The sequence below is a fragment of the Undibacterium sp. Di27W genome, from assembly GCF_049340345.1.
Lineage (GTDB): Bacteria > Pseudomonadota > Gammaproteobacteria > Burkholderiales > Burkholderiaceae_D > Undibacterium.
On sequence record NZ_JBMPOS010000012.1, the window covers coordinates 205,714 to 225,833 of the forward strand.

The 20,120-nt window shown below is 52.0% G+C and carries 17 protein-coding genes; 7 read left to right on the forward strand and 10 right to left on the reverse strand.

From position 1 onward, the window contains the following. Positions 1-56: 56 nt before the first annotated feature. A complete protein-coding gene (locus ACO0LF_RS22820) occupies positions 57-1,358 on the reverse strand; it encodes a hemolysin family protein (RefSeq protein ID WP_423018175.1) in 1,302 nt (433 codons plus the stop codon). A gap of 202 nt (positions 1,359-1,560) precedes the next feature. Here ACO0LF_RS22820 and ACO0LF_RS22825 point away from each other — a divergent pair, with 202 nt between their 5' ends. The 6 genes from ACO0LF_RS22825 (at position 1,561) to ACO0LF_RS22850 (ending at position 8,873) form a co-directional block, all read left to right on the forward strand. Further along, complete coding sequence (locus tag ACO0LF_RS22825; protein WP_423018177.1) at positions 1,561-3,594, forward strand: site-specific recombinase; 2,034 nt, start codon at positions 1,561-1,563, stop codon at positions 3,592-3,594. A gap of 86 nt (positions 3,595-3,680) precedes the next feature. After that, a complete protein-coding gene (locus tag ACO0LF_RS22830) occupies positions 3,681-4,661 on the forward strand; it encodes a tetratricopeptide repeat protein (protein WP_423018179.1) in 981 nt (326 codons plus the stop codon). Between the two features lie 208 nt (positions 4,662-4,869). Further along, a complete protein-coding gene (locus tag ACO0LF_RS22835; RefSeq protein WP_423018181.1) occupies positions 4,870-5,499 on the forward strand; it encodes a YitT family protein in 630 nt (209 codons plus the stop codon). A 62-nt stretch (positions 5,500-5,561) separates the two neighbouring features. Further along, the gene (locus ACO0LF_RS22840) at positions 5,562-6,668 is read left to right on the forward strand and encodes an S-(hydroxymethyl)glutathione dehydrogenase/class III alcohol dehydrogenase (protein ID WP_423018183.1); all 1,107 of its coding nucleotides are present in this window, start codon (positions 5,562-5,564) and stop codon (positions 6,666-6,668) included. Beyond that, positions 6,668-7,576, forward strand: coding sequence for an S-formylglutathione hydrolase (fghA, locus tag ACO0LF_RS22845; protein WP_423018185.1), 909 nt, complete (start codon positions 6,668-6,670; stop codon positions 7,574-7,576). The genes ACO0LF_RS22840 and fghA overlap by 1 nt, the downstream gene beginning before the upstream one ends. A gap of 172 nt (positions 7,577-7,748) precedes the next feature. Next, complete coding sequence (locus tag ACO0LF_RS22850) at positions 7,749-8,873, forward strand: beta-ketoacyl-ACP synthase III (protein ID WP_423018187.1); 1,125 nt, start codon at positions 7,749-7,751, stop codon at positions 8,871-8,873. 109 nt (positions 8,874-8,982) lie between these two features. Here ACO0LF_RS22850 and ACO0LF_RS22855 read toward each other — a convergent pair whose 3' ends face one another. The 3 genes from ACO0LF_RS22855 to ACO0LF_RS22865 form a co-directional block, all read right to left on the reverse strand. Beyond that, positions 8,983-9,675, reverse strand: a complete 693-nt coding sequence (locus tag ACO0LF_RS22855) for a DUF3334 family protein (RefSeq protein WP_423018189.1) — start codon at positions 9,673-9,675, stop codon at positions 8,983-8,985. A 31-nt stretch (positions 9,676-9,706) separates the two neighbouring features. Next, on the reverse strand, positions 9,707-10,039 hold the full coding sequence (locus tag ACO0LF_RS22860; protein ID WP_423018191.1) for a hypothetical protein: 333 nt from the start codon (positions 10,037-10,039) through the stop codon (positions 9,707-9,709). A gap of 294 nt (positions 10,040-10,333) precedes the next feature. Next, on the reverse strand, positions 10,334-11,098 hold the full coding sequence (locus ACO0LF_RS22865) for a CPBP family intramembrane glutamic endopeptidase (protein WP_423018193.1): 765 nt from the start codon (positions 11,096-11,098) through the stop codon (positions 10,334-10,336). Between the two features lie 123 nt (positions 11,099-11,221). Between ACO0LF_RS22865 and ACO0LF_RS22870 the strand changes: the two genes are divergently transcribed. Then, positions 11,222-11,863, forward strand: a complete 642-nt coding sequence (locus tag ACO0LF_RS22870) for a TetR/AcrR family transcriptional regulator (protein WP_423018195.1) — start codon at positions 11,222-11,224, stop codon at positions 11,861-11,863. 182 nt (positions 11,864-12,045) lie between these two features. Here ACO0LF_RS22870 and ampC read toward each other — a convergent pair whose 3' ends face one another. The 6 genes from ampC to ACO0LF_RS22900 form a co-directional block, all read right to left on the reverse strand. Beyond that, the gene (gene ampC, locus ACO0LF_RS22875; protein WP_423018197.1) at positions 12,046-13,206 is read right to left on the reverse strand and encodes a class C beta-lactamase; all 1,161 of its coding nucleotides are present in this window, start codon (positions 13,204-13,206) and stop codon (positions 12,046-12,048) included. Positions 13,207-13,279: 73 nt separating this feature from the next. Beyond that, positions 13,280-15,496 carry a TonB-dependent receptor plug domain-containing protein gene (locus tag ACO0LF_RS22880; RefSeq protein WP_423018199.1) on the reverse strand — a complete coding sequence of 739 codons (2,217 nt, stop codon included), beginning with the start codon at positions 15,494-15,496 and terminating at the stop codon, positions 13,280-13,282. Between the two features lie 106 nt (positions 15,497-15,602). After that, complete coding sequence (locus tag ACO0LF_RS22885; protein ID WP_423018201.1) at positions 15,603-17,423, reverse strand: M56 family metallopeptidase; 1,821 nt, start codon at positions 17,421-17,423, stop codon at positions 15,603-15,605. Then, positions 17,420-17,815 carry a BlaI/MecI/CopY family transcriptional regulator gene (locus tag ACO0LF_RS22890; protein WP_423018203.1) on the reverse strand — a complete coding sequence of 132 codons (396 nt, stop codon included), beginning with the start codon at positions 17,813-17,815 and terminating at the stop codon, positions 17,420-17,422. The genes ACO0LF_RS22885 and ACO0LF_RS22890 overlap by 4 nt, the downstream gene beginning before the upstream one ends. A gap of 90 nt (positions 17,816-17,905) precedes the next feature. After that, a complete protein-coding gene (locus tag ACO0LF_RS22895; RefSeq protein ID WP_423018205.1) occupies positions 17,906-19,084 on the reverse strand; it encodes an ABC transporter permease subunit in 1,179 nt (392 codons plus the stop codon). Positions 19,085-19,159: 75 nt separating this feature from the next. Beyond that, positions 19,160-20,014, reverse strand: coding sequence for a helix-turn-helix transcriptional regulator (locus ACO0LF_RS22900; protein WP_423018207.1), 855 nt, complete (start codon positions 20,012-20,014; stop codon positions 19,160-19,162). Positions 20,015-20,120 lie beyond the last annotated feature (106 nt).

A 20,120-nucleotide genomic window follows, 5' to 3' on the forward strand; every position in this document is an offset into this window, starting at 1 on the left:
TTTATTCTAAAACAAGTTTCTCGTGAGGCAAGCTTAAACTTGGCGTATTGTGTCGCTTAAGCCTCGGATTTGGGATGTATCCTGACCAGGATGATGCGTGGGCCATTCATTTTCTTGACGACAGCATCAAAGCGTTCAAATTCGATTTTTTGTCCCTCGACTGGCAAATCACCGAGTTTATGCATGATCAGGCCGCCTATGGATTCGACCTCGTCACTATCGACATCAAAGCCCAGGGCGCTGCCCAGCGTGAACAAGGGCAGACTCCCCTTGCCTATCAGGGTGCCATCATCCAGCGGTGTCCAGTCATTTTCATTCTGGCGGAATTCATCGCGTATCTGCCCGACCAGGGCACTCAGCAAGTTATCCAGCGTCAGGAAACCCACGGGCTTGCTGCCGCGGTTGCCGACGATGGCAAAGTGCGGTGCCCCCTTGCGGAAGCGACGGAACAATTCCAGCGCTGGCATGGTGGGTGGTACAAACTCAACCTGACGCAAATGCTTGCTCAGGTCATCCAGGGGCTTGCCAGCCTGCTGGGCCAGGAACAAGTCTTTCAGATGCAGCATACCGAGTACGGTTTCTTCATCTTCATCGAAATAGGGGTAACGGCTGAAACGGTTACGCGCCGCGGTTTGCATGTTTTCTTCCAGGCTGGCGCTCTTATGCATGGCAACAACTTCATTGATGGGGCGCATCAGGTCAGAAATTTCCAGGCCACCGAAGTCCAGCACCTGGGCCATGATGCTCCACTCATCGCGGGTTTCTTTCTTGCCGCCATGGCTGCCGCGCAGGATGAGTTTGAGTTCCTCGGGTGAATAATGGGCGTCACCACCATGCTCTGCGCTCAGGCCTACCCACTTCAAGACTTTGTTGGAACTGAAGTTGAGTGTCCAGATAGCTGGATACATGGCCCAGTAAAATGCATACAGGGCGGGCGCTGTCCACAGGGAGACGCGTTCAGGCATGCGTATCGCCATCGATTTTGGGGCCAGCTCACCCACCACGATATGCAGGAAAGAAATAACAAAAAAAGCGAAGAAGAAGGAAATACCGTGTATTAACTCTGCTGAGGTGACACCCACCAGCGAAAACAGGGGTAACAGCAAGCGGGCAAAGGCAGGCTCACCTATCCAGCCCAGGCCCAGTGAAGCCAGGGTAATGCCCAGCTGACAGGCAGACAAATAGGTATCCAGGTTTTGATGCACCGTGAATAACAGGCGGCCGCGCAAACCTGAGGTTTTCGCAATACTGCGCACCCTGGTCTGACGCAACTTCACCAGACCGAATTCTGCCGCCACGAAAAAGCCATTTAACAAGACCAGTAACAGGGCAGCCAGCACCAACAATAAATTATCCAACGCTCAACCTTTTTTATGAACACCCCGACACTTTAGACTAAATTGCCCCTTTTTGCATGCAATTACAATGCCTTGCGTATAGCCACACTTGAAAAATTGCCGGCATGCCGCATGTAATTAAGATGCATGCGAGCAAGCCCGCATGACAAAACCTGTGAATTGCGTTAAAAGCTTATGTTCACGGCATTTTGAGGAGAAAGGTTTGAGCTTAGACAGTGTTTTAGCGGAAATTGAAATCCGCCTTGGCGAATATCCTGCACTCAATGATATCCAGCATCTGCGGGCCTTGATTGCAGAAATACGCCCCCCACGCCCGCAAGACACAGCGCGGGCCACTGACAATATACGCGCCCTGTGCTTTGTCCTACAAAACAAACCAGCCTGGCGCACAGCATTACGGTCTTATCTGGTGCAGGTATTGACCACGCGCAAACTGGTGCATTTATTCACCGATCTGGGTATCACCCAGAATACCGGCTTCTGGTCCGTGGCAAGACAAAGACTGATGAACAAGTTTTTGCCGCCACTGGTCAATGATGCCTATATCAAGGATGTGTTCGGCCAGATATTTGATAAAAAATGGGACCATGTCTGGATCAATGCAGTAGAAGACCAGGCCTGGATGGATTTGCTGACAGCCATAGGCTTTCGCTCACCCGCAGCCCGCACGACTTATGCAGCTTTGACCTGTGAAATTCTGAGCGCCGTACAAGTGCTGTCTTACCGCATCACCAACATCGGTCTGGAAGCCGAACTGGTAAGAAATTATCCCGACATAGAAAAATTCGAATCGCCATTTTTGCGCCAGAACGATGCCATCAATGACTATGTAGTTTGCTATAGCAAATGGCTGAGCGACAAAACCCATGAGCGTGAAGACAGCAAGCATATAGAAGTCTTGCTGACGCAGTGCGAAGACATTGCCAACCGCATACGCCGCACAGCCTCCATGCAGGGAGTGTCTATCAGTCTGACCCGCTTGCTGCTGCAATTGATGCAGAGCATAGCGCGCTTGCGCCAGTTACTGGCTTTGCTTGATAGCCGCAGTACCGAACATGCCTGCGCCATCGGCACCAGCCTGTTCAAGGAATTGACCATCGCAGAAAACCAGCGTCACAGCCTGCGTAATCTGATGCAAAGCAATACCGAACTCTTGTCCCTGCAAGTGACAGAAAGAGCGGGTAAAAGCGGTGAGCATTATGTGACGAATAATCGTGCAGAGTGGCTGGAGATGTTGCGCTCAGCCCTGGGCGCAGGCTTCATCGTCGGCTTCATGGCACTCATCAAAATTTTGTTTGGCACGCTGGTGCTGGCACCATTTGGTTACGCGGTGTTGTACAGCCTGAATTATTCCGGCGGCTTCATGCTGGTGCATGTGCTGCATTTCACCATCGCCACCAAACAACCGGCGATGACGGCAGCTTTGCTGGCGCGTGCCATCGATGGCGGCAAACAAAAACTCGATGAACTGGCTGAACTCATCGTGCGCGTGCTGCGTTCACAATTCATTGCTATTGTTGGTAATGTCGGCCTGGCCATGCCCACGGCCTATGCAATCGCCTGGGGCTGGCTTTACATCACGGGCAAGCACCTGGTGTCGCCAGAAAAAGCTCAGCATTTGCTGCATGATATTGATCCCTTTGCCAGCCTGGCCTTGCCGCATGCAGCGATCGCCGGTGTCTGCCTGTTTTTGTCTGGCTTGATTTCTGGCTACTACGATAACAAGGCCAGCTATGCCAATATCCCGGAACGTCTGCGTCAACTAGGCTGGTTAAAGCGCCTGCTGGGTGAAGCACGTCTGCTGCGCGTTACCACCTATATAGGCAATAACCTGGGTGCACTGGCAGGGAATTTTTTCTTTGGCATTATGCTTGGTACGATAGGCCAATTAGGCAGTTTCTTTGGCTTGCCCATCGATATACGCCACATCACTTTTGCCAGTGCCAATTTTGCCTTTGCCCTGGTCGGCCTTGACCACTACATAAGCTGGCAACTGGCTGTGTATTCCCTGTTTGGCATCATGAGCATAGGCATGGTGAATCTGGGTGTCAGTTTCAGCCTGGCCATGCTGGTGGCCTTACGTTCCAGGAGAGTGAGTTTTGGACAAGGTGGTTTGCTGACGGTCTTGTTATGGACACGTTTTTGGGAAAGGCCACGCGACTATTTTCTGCCAGACAATGAAGCCAAAAGCGAGGAGAAAAAAGAAGAAAGCGAAGAGAAAAAAGAAATCGCCTGATCTGATTTTTGCATTAACATGCGCCAGTCAACCAAAAAGGCTGGCGCATCGTTATACCAGATCATCCCCTTCGATTGAGGTAATCCATGAAGTTCTTGCCTGTCCTGCTTGCCAGCACTCTCGCCTTGTTACTGACACAAGCTGCCAGTGCCCATGAATATGATGCCTTGTTGAAGGCAAAGAAATATGCTGAAGCAGAAAAAGCCGCCAACGCCAAGCTGAGTACAGATGCCAACAATGCCGATGCCTTGCTGGTGAAAGCAGACTTGATACTAACGGAAGGCAAGATAGACAAGCTTGATGATGCCGCCAAATATGCCGAGCAATGCGTCAGCGCCCATCCACAATTATCTGAATGCCACGAAATGCTGGGCAATGTCCTAGGTGCCAAGGCCACCTCAGGCAGCATGTTTGCCGCCATGTCGTATGCCGGAAAAATACGTGATGCCTTCATCAAGGCAGTAGAACTTGACCCCAAAAATTATAGCGCGCGCGGCTCCTTGCTGCAGTTTTATTTACAGGCACCTGCAGTTGCCGGTGGTGGTAAAAGCAAGGCACAAAACCTGGTCATAGAAACTGCCAAGGTCAATAGTGCGGCAGGCAATTTATTGCAGGCCAGCGTGGACTTGTCAGATGAAAAAATCAGCAATGCAGAAACGGCTGCCTTAAGCGCCATTCCTGGCAATGTCGAATCACTGAGCAGAATGCAACGTAGTGCTTTGTTCAACATAGGCGCGAACTATATGCAGCAAAAGAAATTTGCTGATGCTGACCGCGTATTTGGTGAATTGCTGCAACGCTATCCTGATAAATATCAGGGCACGTATGGCATGGGCCGCTCTTTGCAGGAACAAGGCAAGCACAAGGAAGCCATCAACTGGTTTGAAAAATCCCAGACCCTGGAGGCGAGTGCTGCCGTCTATTATCGCCTGGCACAATGCCTGCAAGCAGTAAATGATAAGACCAAGGCGATTTCCTATTTTGAGAAAGCCCTGAGCTATAAACCTGCACTGAGCAAAAAATTACGGACAGATGCAGAAGATCAGTTAAAGGCTTTAAAAGCCTGATCAGACAGCACGCATCTCATCAAAATGCAGGCATGACTTACTGGACACAGTAAGTCATGCCTGTTTTTTTATATGGTCTGTATCGTTACAAAAATGCTGCCGCCGGTTTGACGCAGGTCAATGAAACCCTGAATGCCTGCGTCAGCCCGATTTAAGTCCAGGTTCAGCGGCGTACAATTTCATCTCGTTCACTCCTGTTCTGCCTGCTATGAAAACCGCCATCACATCGAAACGCTTTATCCCGCATAGCCTGCTGGAAGATGTGCTGGCTATTGTCACTGGCACTTTACTGATATCCCTGGGTATTGCCCTGTTCAAGCAGGCAGGCTTGCTGACAGGCGGCACGGCTGGCCTGGCCTTCTTGCTGCACTACACCACAGGCTATTCATTTGGATGGATATTCTTTTTGCTGAACCTGCCGTTTTACTGGCTGGCCTGGCAGCGCATGGGCTGGCGCTTTACGCTAAAGACTTTTTGCGCGGTGGCGCTGGTGGCGCTATTCTCCAGCCTGCATCCCAGGCTCTTGCACTTGACCAGCATGACGGCCTTGACTCCTTATTATGTCGCCCTGACTGGCGGCTTGATGATGGGCGTGGGTTTCATTGTCTTGTTCCGCCATCAGGCCAGCCTGGGCGGCATCAATATCCTGGCTTTGTATTTGCAAGAGAAGCGCGGCATACCAGCAGGCAAATTGCAGATGGGTATCGATTTCATCATCGTGCTGACATCCCTGACGGTTGTCACACCCATGGCCTTGCGGGCATCCATACTTGGCGCATTTGCCCTGAACCTGGCGATCAGCCTGAATCACCGACCAGGCCGCTATATGGCAATGTGAGCTTAGGCCACAATTGCCCGTCTTCCTTTACAATGCGTCTATTCACTTTGTAAAGGATAGCCATGAAAACCAAAGCCGCCATCGCCTGGAAAGCAGGTTCCCCACTGACGATAGAAGAAGTTGATCTGCAAGGCCCGCAAGCTGGTGAAGTGCTGATCGAAGTCAAAGCCACCGGCATTTGCCATACCGACTATTACACGCTTTCTGGCGCTGATCCTGAAGGTCTGTTCCCAGCCATCCTCGGTCATGAAGGTGCAGGCGTCATCGTTGATACCGGCCCGGGTGTCACCAGCGTACGCAAAGGCGATCATGTCATCCCGCTGTATACGCCAGAATGCCGTCAGTGCAAATTCTGCCTGTCACGCAAAACCAATCTCTGCCAGGCCATACGCTCTACCCAAGGCCGCGGCCTGATGCCGGATGCGACTTCGCGCTTTTCGCTGGATGGCAAGCCGCTGTTCCATTACATGGGCACATCAACATTTTCCAACTACATCGTGGTGCCGGAAATTGCCGTTGCCAAGGTGCGTGAAGATGCCCCTTTCGACAAGATTTGCTACATAGGTTGTGGCGTTACTACCGGTGTTGGTGCAGTGGTTTTCACGGCCAAGGTTGAAGCTGGTGCCAATGTCGTCGTATTTGGCTTGGGCGGGATTGGTCTCAATGTCATACAGGCTGCCAAAATGGTCGGTGCTGACAAGATCATAGGCGTGGACCTGAACCCTGCACGCGAAAGCATGGCACGCCAGTTTGGCATGACCCACTTCATCAACCCTACGCAAGTAGAAAACGTGGTTGACCATATCATCCAGTTGACGGATGGTGGCGCTGATTATTCTTTCGAGTGCATCGGCAATACCAAGGTCATGCGTCAGGCGCTGGAATGCTGCCACAAGGGTTGGGGCAAATCCATCATCATCGGTGTCGCTGAAGCTGGCGCAGAAATCTCTACCCGCCCCTTCCAGCTCGTCACTGGCCGTGAATGGAAGGGCTCAGCCTTTGGCGGTGCCCGAGGCCGTACCGACGTGCCGAAGATCGTAGACTGGTATATGGAAGGCAAACTCAATATCGATGACCTCATCACCCACCGCCTGCCGCTGGAGCGCATCAATGAAGGTTTTGACCTCATGAAGAGCGGTGAATCGATACGTTCTGTGGTGTTGTTCTGATGACGCAACGCGAATCCAGCAACGATGCAACAAACGGCGCTGCAGACGACGCAGAAGAAGTGACATTGCTGAGCCAGCACGCTTGCCACGGTGGCGTGCAGCGCTTTTATCAGCATGACTCTGCCGAAATAGGCTTGCCCATGCGGTTTTCAGTGTATCTGCCACCCCAGGCCATGGCCGGTGAAACTTGCCCGGCCATTATTTACCTGGCTGGCCTGACCTGCACGGAAGAAACTTTCATGATCAAGGCGGGCGCACAAGCCATCGCCGCCCGCGAAGGCATCATCCTCATCACACCAGATACCAGTCCGCGCAATGCCAACATCGCTGGCGACAGTGATAACTGGGATTTTGGTGTGGCTGCCGGTTTTTACCTGGATGCAACGCAAGCACCGTGGAACAAGCACTACCGCATGCACAGCTACATCGTCGCTGAATTGCTGCCCATGTTGCTGGCCAGCCTGCCCATGGACCAGGCGCGCGTCGGTATCATGGGACATTCCATGGGTGGCCATGGTGCACTGGTACTGGCCTTGCGCCATCCAGAGCTATTCAGCAGCGTATCTGCCTTTGCCCCGGTCGCCGCCCCCAGCCAATGTCCCTGGGGCCAAAAAGCTTTCACTGGCTATCTGGGATCTGATCAAAATACCTGGGCCGAGTATGACGCCACTGCATTGATGCAAAAGCAGAGCCAGCCGCCCTTTCCCAAAGGCATTTTGATAGACCAGGGATTTGCCGATAAATTTTTGGCAGAACAACTGCATCCTGAGAAATTTGCACTAGCCTGTACCGCCGTCGGACAAGCGCTGACGCTACGCTATCAGCCTGACTACGATCACGGTTACTACTTCATCAATACTTTCATTGAAGACCATTTGCTGCACCACAAACAGCAATTAGCTGTCTGACATCTCTTATTACCGCAGAATTAGTAGTGTGAGTCCCACATGCACCAAACTGGAACAAGCACTCTATTTCTGTGCGTTTCTCGCTTAACTGTCATCTTTATTGTGTAAAATCGAGCGACTTCGTCGCGCATTTTTGCGCTTACTTCAGAACGACATAACCAGAAAGCAAGAGATGAGTAAAGTAGTCATCAGCGGCACCGGCCTGTACACGCCCTCCCAGTCCATTTCCAATGAAGAACTGATCGCCAGTTTCAATGCTTATGTCCAGCAACACAATGCCCAAAACGCCGCTGCCATCGCCAGTGGTGAAGTAGTCGCACTGGAAGAATCCAGCGTCGCCTTCATAGAAAAAGCCTCAGGCATCAAGTCCCGCTTTGTCATGAATAAAGAAGGCGTGCTTGACATCAACCGCATGGTGCCGCACCTGCCAGAGCGCAGCGATGACGAACCATCCATCATGTGCGACATGGCCGTCGCTGCCGCCACCCAGGCGCTGGAACGCGCGGGCCGCACTGCAGCAGATATCGATGCCGTCATTTGCGCCGCCAGCAATATGCAGCGCGGCTACCCTGCCATGGCGGTGGAAATTCAAGCTGCCCTGGGCATAGATGGCTATGGCTATGACATCAACGTCGCCTGCTCCTCTGCCACCTTTGGCATACAGGCCGCGGTTACCGCAATCCAAAGCGGCCAGGCGCGTGCTGTATTGGTCGTCAACCCGGAGATCACCAGCGGCCACCTGAACTGGCGCGACCGTGACAGCCACTTCATCTTTGGTGATGCCTGCACTGCTATCATCGTAGAACGTGCCGACCTGGCGACATCGAAGCACCAGTTTGAAATCGTCGGTCTGAAACTCAAGACGCAATTTTCGAATAATATCCGCAACAACTTTGGCTTCTTGAACCGCGCCGATGAAAGCGGCATAGGCAAGGTAGACAAGCTGTTCCGCCAGCAAGGCCGCAAAGTGTTCAAGGATGTCTGCCCCATGGCAGCCGCCATGATCACTTCTACCGTAGAAGCAGCCGACATCACCATCCCCGATGTCAAACGCTACTGGCTGCACCAGGCCAACCTGAACATGAACCTGCTGATTGCCCGCATGATTTTGGGCCGCGACGCATCGCCAGAAGAATCACCGACCATCCTGGACACTTACGCCAATACCTCATCAGCAGGTTCCATCATCGCCTTCCACAAATACCAGGATGACCTGGAAGCAGGTAATATAGGCGTGATCTGCTCCTTTGGTGCGGGTTACTCGATAGGTTGCGTGGTCGTCAAGAAGCTGGGCTAATCCCGGTCACAGATCAGCACCGCAAAAAAACAAAGGCCGCATCTGCGGCCTTTTGTTTTGTGTTTGACTTTGGGTTTGACTGTGTTTGACTGATAGCCACCCCGGCTAATTACATACCCAGAGACTTCAGCAATTCAGAGTTTGCATCGTCATCATCATCCGCTGCAGGGGCAGCAGATTTTTGTTCAGACGCCTGCTCAAAATCCAGCAAGGCATCCGCATCAGTCACTTCATGCGCATCAAAGTCATGCAGCTTGATGAACTCTGTCCTGTCTATCGCCAGTTCCAGATAGAAAATATTATTTTTCTCAGTGAAAAAAGACACCCGGCGCAACTCTGGCCGGTCCAGCGGCGTATCCACACTCAGCATGACTTGCTTGGTCAGCACCAGCATCTTGGGCTGGTTCTGCGTGATATTGGTTTGCAACTCGCGACGCACCTTGCCAGTAAAGTCACCGACAATCTGGTTCATCAACTCACCCAGGATATTGGCCACTTCATCCGAAGTAAAAGAAGAGGCCAGTTCAGACTTGGGCATGCCCATGTTGAGCATGTATTTCTCGTAAATTTCCAGCGCCGTATCACCATCAAAATTCAGCACCACCAGGCCAGAAAAACCGCCATCAAACAAGACAAAGCAACCGATATCCGGCTTCAAGCCTATTTTTGTGATGCGCTGCACCATTGCAGAATAATGCACCTTGCTATTCGTCGCGACATTCAATACCCGTATCACCGAGTTACACAAACTCGTCAACAAATCCTCTGTCCCGTACACTACATTGGTTTCTTCCGTGGCCATGACCAACTCCCGAATTTGTTACATGAAAAATCTATCCACGCCGCCTGCTGAAAGCAGCAAAGCCACTGCCACTATCAACATCCTGAGCAGATGAAGAGGCCGTATTGTCGCGCATAGCTGTATCGGCAACGGCAATACGCAACAACACTAACTTGCTGAGCACCGCCGCGACCTGCTCACGCCACACAGGACCTTGCCGCTCCTCGGCGGACATCGCTGCAAAAGCACTATGTAAACGCATCACCTCAAGCTCTAGCTCACTCACCCGCAACACCGCACTCATCGCCAACTCCTCATGCACAGGCCTCACCAGCACATCTTCCGCTGGCACCCCGGCTTGCAATGACGAATCACTACTTAGCATGATTACTCCTGCTTACAAGACGCCTTCAACAACAAGGCCATATCTCACCACGGGCAAAGACTCAAAGTCTATTCGAATACTGAAAGAATACTGAACCGTTAGCGCCCCGTCTACATGTTTCATGCGATGGGGGTGATTTGAGTGTTTCCCTCTATAGAGAAACAGAACTTACGTTGCTAATATGCAATGGGCAAGGAATTTGGATTGCAGTTAACCAACAACTATGTCACATGCGTGACTTATTCAGGTTTATGCCTGTTTAATGTCTATCCGGCTTTGCATACTTTGCTGATATTAAGTCAGTATATCGCTCCTAACCGATTCTGGTTCACACCCAGCCATCAAGCGCTTTGCCGCTTCAGGAGAATCTTGTTGCGGTTTATAGATAAGCAAGACGGCCAGATCGACCAGGACATGTAGCAGTATGGGCAGCCAAAGACTGTTGGTGAGTATGGTCAGCAGACCAAAAAGCAGTCCCCCTACCGTAGTACGAACAATACCGCTTATGCCTTGGTAGTAGTGGCATATGCCGAACACCAAAGCGCTGAGCACTAAAGCAAGATTCAGGTCTAAGTACCAGCTTGCATGTGACTGGCCGTGAATGAATTGCAGCAAAAACCCGCGAAAGAAAATTTCTTCGCAGATACCAGCGGTGAGGCTGAGTAGCACCCACCAGTGGCGTTCCTGCTTTGAAACAGGGAACAGGAAATAGTAGCTGTGCAGGGCTTTCCAATAGCTTAGGCGGGTTTTGGGTTTGAAACTGCAGTGTATTGCTGGCATGAAAGCCAGGGAAAAATAAATGACCAGGATGGTGGTTGCCACACCCATCATCAGTTGGCTATTGCGGAGCCATGCCATGTCATTCTTTGTGCCTGCCGCAATGAAGAGGTCTGAAGGAGGGATCATCAGACTTGCCATGCATGCATATCCCCACCAGCTCGCAATGCCGTGCTTGTAAGTAGACAAGCGTTCAATGCTACTGGTATGGGCTTGCAAACGAGCTGTCTTTTGTTGATCAACCGTCAGGGTCAGACAAATCACGATGACAACGACGATCATTTGAAGCACAACCGGTGTCAATTCCAATAAAGTGGGCACGGTATGTTCCTTATCAAAGACACGACAAAATGTAAATGTGAATTCACTTTTACATAATTTATGATTTTTGTCTATACTATGGGTATGAACTCAGAAAATAAATCTCATGCTCCATTGCAGGAAAGAAGTCGATCTACTGCTTTGCGCCTGTTGAATGCCACTATTGCCCTGCTGGATGAATCTGGCCTGGAAGGGGCACTGATACCACGCATTGCTGAGCACGCCGGAGTGGCACCTGCCAGCGTGTATCGCCGCTTTGCCGACAAGAATGCCTTGTTGCGGGCGGCATTTCTTCATGCATTAAAACAGAGCAATGTATCCAACAGCGCATCATTGCGCAGCCAGTTGCTGGGCGACACACTGGCAACCAGCGTGAGAAAATTGATAGTCATGCTATTTGATCAATATCAGCAACATCCGCATTTTTTGCGGGCGCTGTCGCAATTCATAGATGCAGATACAGACAGAGCATTTATCGCGGAAGCGCGAACGATCATCCGGGCCAACATCGATCTTATTGTGGATATCTTGCTACAGCATGAAAGTGAAATCAGGCATGTCGTGCCAGCAGCATCCTTGCGGTTTCTGGTTCTCAATGCGACATGCTCGATAGAAGCCTATTCGCTAGACCCCAACTCTATGTGGCATGTCGAACCCTGCATTGGCAGGGCTGAAATGACAGATCAGTTGGTTCATGGTTTCGTGAGTTACCTGGCAAGCACTTAGAAAACTACACGATGCTCTGCCCACTGAAAAACTTTGCATTTTTTTGCATAAAACGCTGCATTAGCCACGGACAAGTTTAGTCATAGTCACTTGTCCGTGAATTTGCTACGCAGTCAGCAAAAAGAAACTGCAAAACAAGTATGTCATGTGTCGTGATTGATATCCCACATAATGTGAAAGATTCACTTATCCAATTCCCCCAAAATCTCCTGCGCAATTTTAATCCTCGCCGCATTTGGATAGCTCTTGTTGGCGAGGATGACTATGCCCATTTTTTTATGTGGGATAAAAGCGATGTAGGCGCCAAAGCCGCTGGTGGCTCCGGTTTTATGGATGAATACCTTGGTTTGAGATGCGATGAGTGGCTTGATTTTTTGTACGGGGGTGGCTTCAAAGACCATGCGGTCGGATGAGCCTTCCAGTAGTGCTGACATATTCGCGGGGTAAGGGTATAGCTCCCACATCAGGCTTTGGGTCATGCGGCCAGCTTTGAAATAGCCGGTGTGGGTATCGTTCAAGGCTTGCGCAAACTCCGGGCTCAGTTTCATCTCACCTACATTGGCCTTGATAAACTGCAGCAGGTCGCTGGCTGTGGTTTTGACGCTATAGGCTTCAATGGACAGTACGTCGTCACGCAGGCGGACTGGGGTGTCGTCTTTTTTATAGCCCTGTGCATAATCTGCCCACTTTGCCTCCGGCACGACCATGTAGCTGTTGTGCATGCCAAAAGCTGGGAAGATTTGTTCCTGCATCACAGTGGCAAATGGCTGTTGCAAGCTCTTGGCGGCGATGACGCCGAGCACGCCTGCGCTGAGGTTGCTATAGGTGCGATAGAGGCCCTGATCGTGAGCGGGTTTCCAGTTCTTGAAATAAGTCATCAATTGTTCATCGCTGTTGACTTCATCCGGGACTTGCAGGGGCAGGCCGCCGGTGGTGTGGGTTGCCAGGCTGATCACGGTGGTTTCGCCAAAGGCGGAGCCTTGCAAACTGTCTATGTGATCGGCCACTTTGTCGCTCAGCGCCAGCTTGCCTCTGACTTGTGCCAGGGTCGCCATGGTGGCTGCGAAAGTCTTGCTGATGGAGCCCACCTCAAACAGGGTTGCATTTGTGACGGCTTTATTTTCTGCCCTGGATGCCAGGCCATAGTTGTAGACATATTGTTTGCCATCGACAAAAATGCCGACGGCCATGCCGGGGATGTCATGGGTTTTCATGACTGGAAGTATGGCTGCATCGGTAGCGCGTTTAACAGTGTCCACTTCTGCACTGGCGGCTGGCAGGCTCAGGATGGCGCTGCCAAGAAGTACGCCTATACGAAGATATTGCATGGCTGGTGATGTCATTTTATTTTCCTATAATTTGCTGAATCAGTGTGTAAAAAATACTTGCTATTTAATTTCGGTTACTGCGGGCAGTTCACAACTTTAGTTCCCAGACCAGCCGCCAGGTGCGTGCGGTTTGCTGCTGGCTGTTTTCAGTCCAGCGCTCGCTGGCAGCGGTAAAGCTGCCGCTTTCCATCTTGTTTTGCTGCAAAACATTGGTCACAGAAAAACGTAACTGGCTTTGCTTGTTTTGCTTCCAGGCCAGGTAAATATCCAGGTGACGTCTGGGGCTGGTATGTCCTGTCATGTAGGCAGATTCACGCAGGCTGTCTGCAGCCTGGAAGTTGTAGTCTGCCCCTGCGCGCCAGGCTGGCTGGATCTGGTAGTCGGCACCAATGCTGATCAATAAACCCGTTTGTTGTGCCAGGCGATTGTCGGGGCCAGGGACTTGCTCTACCCTTGACCAGTTGCGGTTAAGGTTGCCATGTATTTCTACGGCGGGCATGTAGTCATAGAGTTGTTGCAAGTTGAGCTTGGCTTCGATTTCCAGCCCCAGTATTCTGGCGCGGCCATCATTGACGAGGCTGCTTACCCAAGTCTTGCCATATGGCAGGGTTTGCTCGATCATGACATCATCAATGCGCCGCCAATAGGCATTGGCACTGATGACGCTGTCTTCGCTCAGGTAGTGCTCGTAAGCGAGTTCCATGCCCCAGGCGCGCTCCGGGCGCAAATTGGGGTTACCCTGGAAATCTGCATTCAGCGGCATGTTGTTGTTATCAATGCGGAACAGCCGCGGCACCAGGTTGGCAACGGTAGGTAGTTTGAAGCTGCGGTTGATTGCCATGCGCCATTGCCTTTTGGCATCAAGCTTCCAGACACTTTGCAGTATCGGGCTCAGCATGGTGGAATTATTTTGAAAATCAAAAACACCTGCCTCGCGGCTATTGCTGCTGATACGTTCCATGCGCAAACCCAGGTAGGCTGACCAGGCGCTGTTGATGGTCCATTCATCCTGGATATAAGCCGCCAGTTTTTGCAAGCTGGCCTGGTAGGTATGGGCGCTGTAGTCTGTAGTTCCCAAGGAAAACGCAGTTTCTTGTTCATCGCGATTTTCATGGCGTAATGCGCGGCTGGTTTCCCAGCCCAGGCTGAGTACGTGCGACTCTGCATACGGTGCCAGGTATTTGCCATTGAAGCGATATTCATGTTCATCGGCATCCCCAATGACATAGCGGTGTACACTCAAGGCACCTGTATTATCCTTGCCCCAGAACTGGAATTTGGTGGCGCGGTCTATGCTGTTCCAGCCAAAATTCATGCTCAGTTTGGCACTATCGGCCAGACGACGTTCCCAACTGAAGTCATTACGCGAGGTCAGTATATGCGCGGCCCAGATGCTGTGGTTGTCAGGGTATTCTGTGGACTCACCAAGTTGGGTATTTTCTTTTTCATTCTTGGCTTGCTCTGCCCTGCTCAGGTTCAGGCTGGCTTGCCAGTTGAGACTGGTTTGTCCATCGATTTTCCAGTTCAGGCGGGGTGAGAAGCTGGCGACATCGCGGCGATTTTGCTGGCTTTGCTGCAATAGTCTGTCATTTTGCACTTGCCATGCTGCACTGGTATTCTCCCGGGTGGCGTATGTTTCGGCCAGGGTGGCATTGACTTCATTATTATTGCTTTCCAATGTACCGGCCAGGACATAGCTAATGTCTGCTCCTGCGCCTGGCAATTGATCACCAACACTCCAGGATAAATTGCCGAACAGACGCCCAGCTTGCAGGCTGGCATTGGATTTGATCTCCGTTGCCTGCTTGCTGCTTTTTTTCTTGAGGATGATGTTGATGGTGCCGGCTATGCTTTGGGCACTGACATCAGCCCCGGCAACGCGCATAACTTCTATGCTTTCTATCTGATCAGGGGCGATACTGTCTATGCTGAAACCGACGGGCGTAGCCTGGCCGTTCAGCAGGATCTGGGTATAGCCATTGCCCAGACCGCGCATGCGTATCTCTGCGCCTTTGCCCTTGCTTTCGGTCACGCTGACGCCAGGCAGGCGTTTCAAGACTTCGCTGAGGTTGCTGTCGCCGTATTTGTCGATGTCATCGCGACCATATATGGCACGCATGCCTACATCGTCCTGCCTGTCGCGATTGGGCTGGGCCTTGCCTGTGATTTCGACCTGGGCTGGTGTTACCGACGCCGATACTTGTGCCAGCACGGGCTTGCTGGCAAATAAGGCCAGCACACTTAGCGCAATACCAGGCAGGTGCGGCAAGGGGTTCAGACGTAATGAGTCCTGCTGAAAAAGCATGATGTGTTCTTTCTTTTACAGTGCTTACAGTTGAAGGGCGTGAGCAGTCCCTGCGCCTATGCTGGCGCAAGACTGTCAAGCGGGGGATAGTGTGGTGTTAAGTGGTTTAGCCCGGGGTGGCGGCTTCCAGGGCAGTGCGTATGTGCATGATATCGTCGGTGCGCACATCACTGTTTTTTGCATTCAGCAAAACCATGATGATGGGTTTGCCTGCCAGCGTGGTGCGCATGGTGATGCAGCGTCCGGCGATTTTTGAATATCCGGTTTTCGACAGGCTGATGTCCCAGTCCTTGTCAGCGGTCAGCTCGTTCGTGCTCTGGTAAGCATAGCTTTGACCGGCGAAGCTATATAGCCCCTCGCTGCGACTGGTCAGCTTGCGTAATTCAGGGTAGCTGGCAGCGACCTTGACGAGGCGGGCGATGTCTCTGGCGGTGGAACGATTATTTGGTGAAATGCCCGATGCCTCGTCCAGATGAGTGGCTTGCAAACCCAGGCTGGCAGTTTTCTTTTGCAAAGCAGCGATAAAGGCGGCTTTGCCACCAGGATAAGTTCTGGCCAAGGCGCGCGCCGCTGCATTGCTGGAGGGGATCAGGGCCAGCTCCAGCAGATTTTGCCGCGACAGGCTGATGCCCGCTGGCAGCTTGATCTGGATATTTTGCCATGTACCTATATCGTCCCTGGTGATGGTAATACGTTCTTCCATATCCAGCCTGGCATCCAGAGTCACCATGGCCGTCATCAGCTTGCTTAGTGAAGCGATAGGTACGACGGTGTCAGCATTTTTTTCCAGTAAGACCTTGCCGCTTTGTTCATCAATGACCAGTACATGTTCTGAACTGGTTTTGACATAGGCATTGACATGGGTCACCGGTGCAGATTTTTCTACCGGCGCTGCTACTGATAGCTCTGGCGCAGCATTGACCTGGGTCTGCAATAGCAGCAGCAAAGCCGCGGCGATGCCAAGGACAGGAGCTGCCATTTTCCAGTGCCAGGGCTGAGCATCCGGGCGTACCAGGCGCTTGATGCGCGAGAGCAGGTCGCCACCATTGGCCGTCATGACAGTTGCTGGCAAGGCGGCGATTTGCAGTTTATCCAGTACCTGCAAGGCACGTGCCAATGGCTTGCTTTGCCCCAGCATGGTGGCAGCCATATCGTCAGCAATCAATTCTCTTTCTGCATCGATGCGTTTGGATATCCACCATACTGCAGGATGATAAAACAGCAGGGACAAGACCAGATTTTGCAGCAGGTTGACGGCATAATCCCAGCGTTTGATATGTGCCAGTTCATGCGCCAGCAAGGCTTCTATCATGTCGGGTGCCATGCCGCTCAGCAGAGAGGCAGGCATGACGACTACCGGCTTCAGGCAGCCATAGGTGACCGGGCTTAACAAATCTTTTTGAAACTTCACTTGTACCTGGCGGCGTATCGAGAACTGGTAAGCCAGTTGATTGGTGCGCGCCTGCCATTGCTGTGTCAGTGTAGCGATATCATTACCATGCTGGCCCAGTCTATACACCCATAGCAGGCCCAGGGCCAGACGCATCAGCATCAGTAATACGCCCATGCCCCAGATGCTGACCACCAGCGGCAACCAGGCTTCTATCTGCGCCGCCAGCAGGCTTTGCCTGATCCAGACCAGGTCCAGGGAGATGCTGGTCTTGCTGGCCAGCTGTAGCGCTGTTTCCAGGGTGATGGCCTGTGGGTCCTGCCATTGCTGCAGCACGCCCAGCGCTGGCCATAACAGACATAGCAACATGGCGGCACAAGCCAGCATATAGCGCAATTGTGGACGGGCATTGCGGGTCAGGGCCAGCAAGATGGCGCAAACACTGGCAATCAATGCGCCTTGCCAGACAAAGTGCAGTAAAGGCCAGCCCAGCAATTCAGTCAGTGTATGTTCTGTGAGTAGGGTAGCAGCCATCATGATTTTTTCTCATCCTGCAGGATTTGCTCGATTTCATCGCGTTCTTTGTCGGTGACATGGCCGCGCAGGGCCGCCAGCACCAGCGCCTTGCCCGAGCCGGCAAAGACTTTTTGTATCATGTCTTTGAGCAAATTGGTTTGCAAGGAATCTTGCTCTTGCGCAGCTGCATAAACATGCGAGCGCTGGCTTTCATCACGCGTCAGGATACCCTTGCCGTGCATGATTTGCAGATGACGCAAGACCGTGGCATAGGCCAGATCAGGGCGCTCATCCTGTATGCTTTCATGCAAATGCTTGGCACTCATGGGGCCATGCTGCCATAAGACCTTGAGCAGATTTAGCTCAGAGGCCGTAGGCTTGGGGATAGATGATTTTGCAACAGCAGTAGACATACTCGGCATCCAGATTACACAATGAATGCAGAATAAATGTTCTAGAAACTTTTGTCTAGAACTTTTTTTCTAGATTATTCAATTATTTGTTCAGCCTGTGACGATGAGTCTGTCTTCACGTCTGGGGGATGGCCACAGGCCAGCCGGACGCTTCAACATGACGGTGACCATGGTCAGGCCTATCAGGAGCTGGCGCAGTACTTCAGGTTCTATCAGCATGCTGCCAAACAGATTCATCTGTACGGGGACCACCACATAGCGCAATACTTCGGGCAGGATAGCCAGCAACACTGCCCCCAGGATCACGCCAGGTATATGGCCTATGCCGCCCAGTATCACCATGGACAAGACCGTGATTGATTCATTCAATGAAAACGATTCTGGTGAAACAAAGCCCTGGAAGACGGCAAACATGGCACCCGCCACGCCGCCAAATGAAGCCCCCATGGCGAAAGCCAGCAGCTTGATATTGCGGGTATTGATGCCCATGGCTATCGCCGCAGTTTCATCTTCGCGTATGGCGATGAAGGCACGCCCCAGTCGCGAGTCATGCAGACGCACTGTCACGAAGATGATGCAGGCACACAGGAATAAGAAAAGAAAGTAATAGGCATTCACCGAAGGCATGGAAAAACTGCCTATGTGCACCGGCGACCCCAGGCCTGGTTCGCCCCCCAGAGAAACGCCAAAGATGCGTATGTGGTCTATCATATTGATGCCCTTGGGGCCGTCTGTAATATTGATAGGTGCATTCAGATTGATGATGAAGATACGCACGATTTCACCAAAACCCAGGGTCACCACGGCCAGGTAATCCCCCCGCAATTTCAGGGTAGGCGCACCAAGCAAAGCCCCCAGTAGTGCTGCCAGTATTGCCCCCAAAGGGATAATGACCCACGCCGACAGATGTATGCCATGTGCGGCGATCTCTGGCCCGAAAAACCATGTCAGGGCATGGCCCAGCGCCGGGAAAGTATTCACCAGTGACTCCAGCAAGAGCGCAAACTGCGACGATGCCAGCAGCGCCGTCACATAGGCGCCCAAAGCATAGAAGGCGATATAACCAAGATCAAGCAAACCCGCAAAACCCACGACGATATTCAAACCCAGGGCCAGCATGATATACAGCAAGGCAAAATCCATGATGCGCACCCAGGCATTGCCAAACTGCATGGCAACGAAGGGAAAAGCCAGCATGACGCTTATGAGCAATGCCAGTATGGGGTAAGCCTGACGAGGATTTGCGCGGGTATCAAAGTAATGACTCATTAGTTTGCCTGGCGGTTGACAATCCGGCTATCTTAAATACCTGGCCTTGTTGCCGCTATCATAATCTTGCTCATATCATATCATGCCACGCTGCTGGGATTGGCTGGGCGTCATGCCGAATACAGAACGGAAGCTGGCTGTGAAATGGCTATGGCTGGCAAAACCGCAGGCATGGGCAATCTGCGACAAGTCATGGCACCTCGCCTGCATGGCGCGCAAGGCACTGGCCAGGCGCGTGCGTATCAGGTAACGGTGGACGGGCAAACCGACTTCTTCCCTGAATACCCTGGAGAGATGAAAAGGGGATGTGTGTACATGGCGGGCCAGATCATCGAGCGCCCAGTCCTGATGGGGATAAAGCGAAATCAATTCTTTAACTGTCTCAACTTGCCAGCGTCTTCGACCTTGTGTCAGGGTATGCCTGACACCGTCGAGTTGACTACGGTTTCTGCATGCCGCCTGTACCGATGCCGTCAACACAGAGACGCTGATTTCTTGTACCGCCAGTTGATCAACTACCGGCGCATGCAGATGCCGCCACAAGAGTTCACGATGAAGTATGCTGGCTGGCGGCAACAGGCTATGCGGCCTGAGTACCGGGGCATACAGTTGTTCCACACCAGCAGCATCGACCAGCATTTGCATGAGTGCTTCTTTGGAGAAATCCAGCACCAATGCCTCATCGCCCAGATCACCAGGGAAGGTAATGCGATACGGTTGGCCCGTACCGAGGAAAATCGCATGATTGGCATTGGCGATGACATGTTGTTTAGGACCGTCATGTTTGGCCAGTACACCAGCAATGGGCAGCAGGATCAGGTCCGCAGTTTCGCATTCCAGTTCTTTGCTATCGTCAGGCGCAGGCCTGGCCACGCCATGTCGTATCGACAGGAGTTCGCTTTGGAAAAGGGTGCGCAGAGTTAGTGCCATGGCCCACAAAAGAAAATGGTTTTATCGTAACAAGGTGGTCCATGCTAACAGCCACTGACCACACCCGCAAACTAAACAAACCAAGCTTAACCCTTGTGCAGGCAAA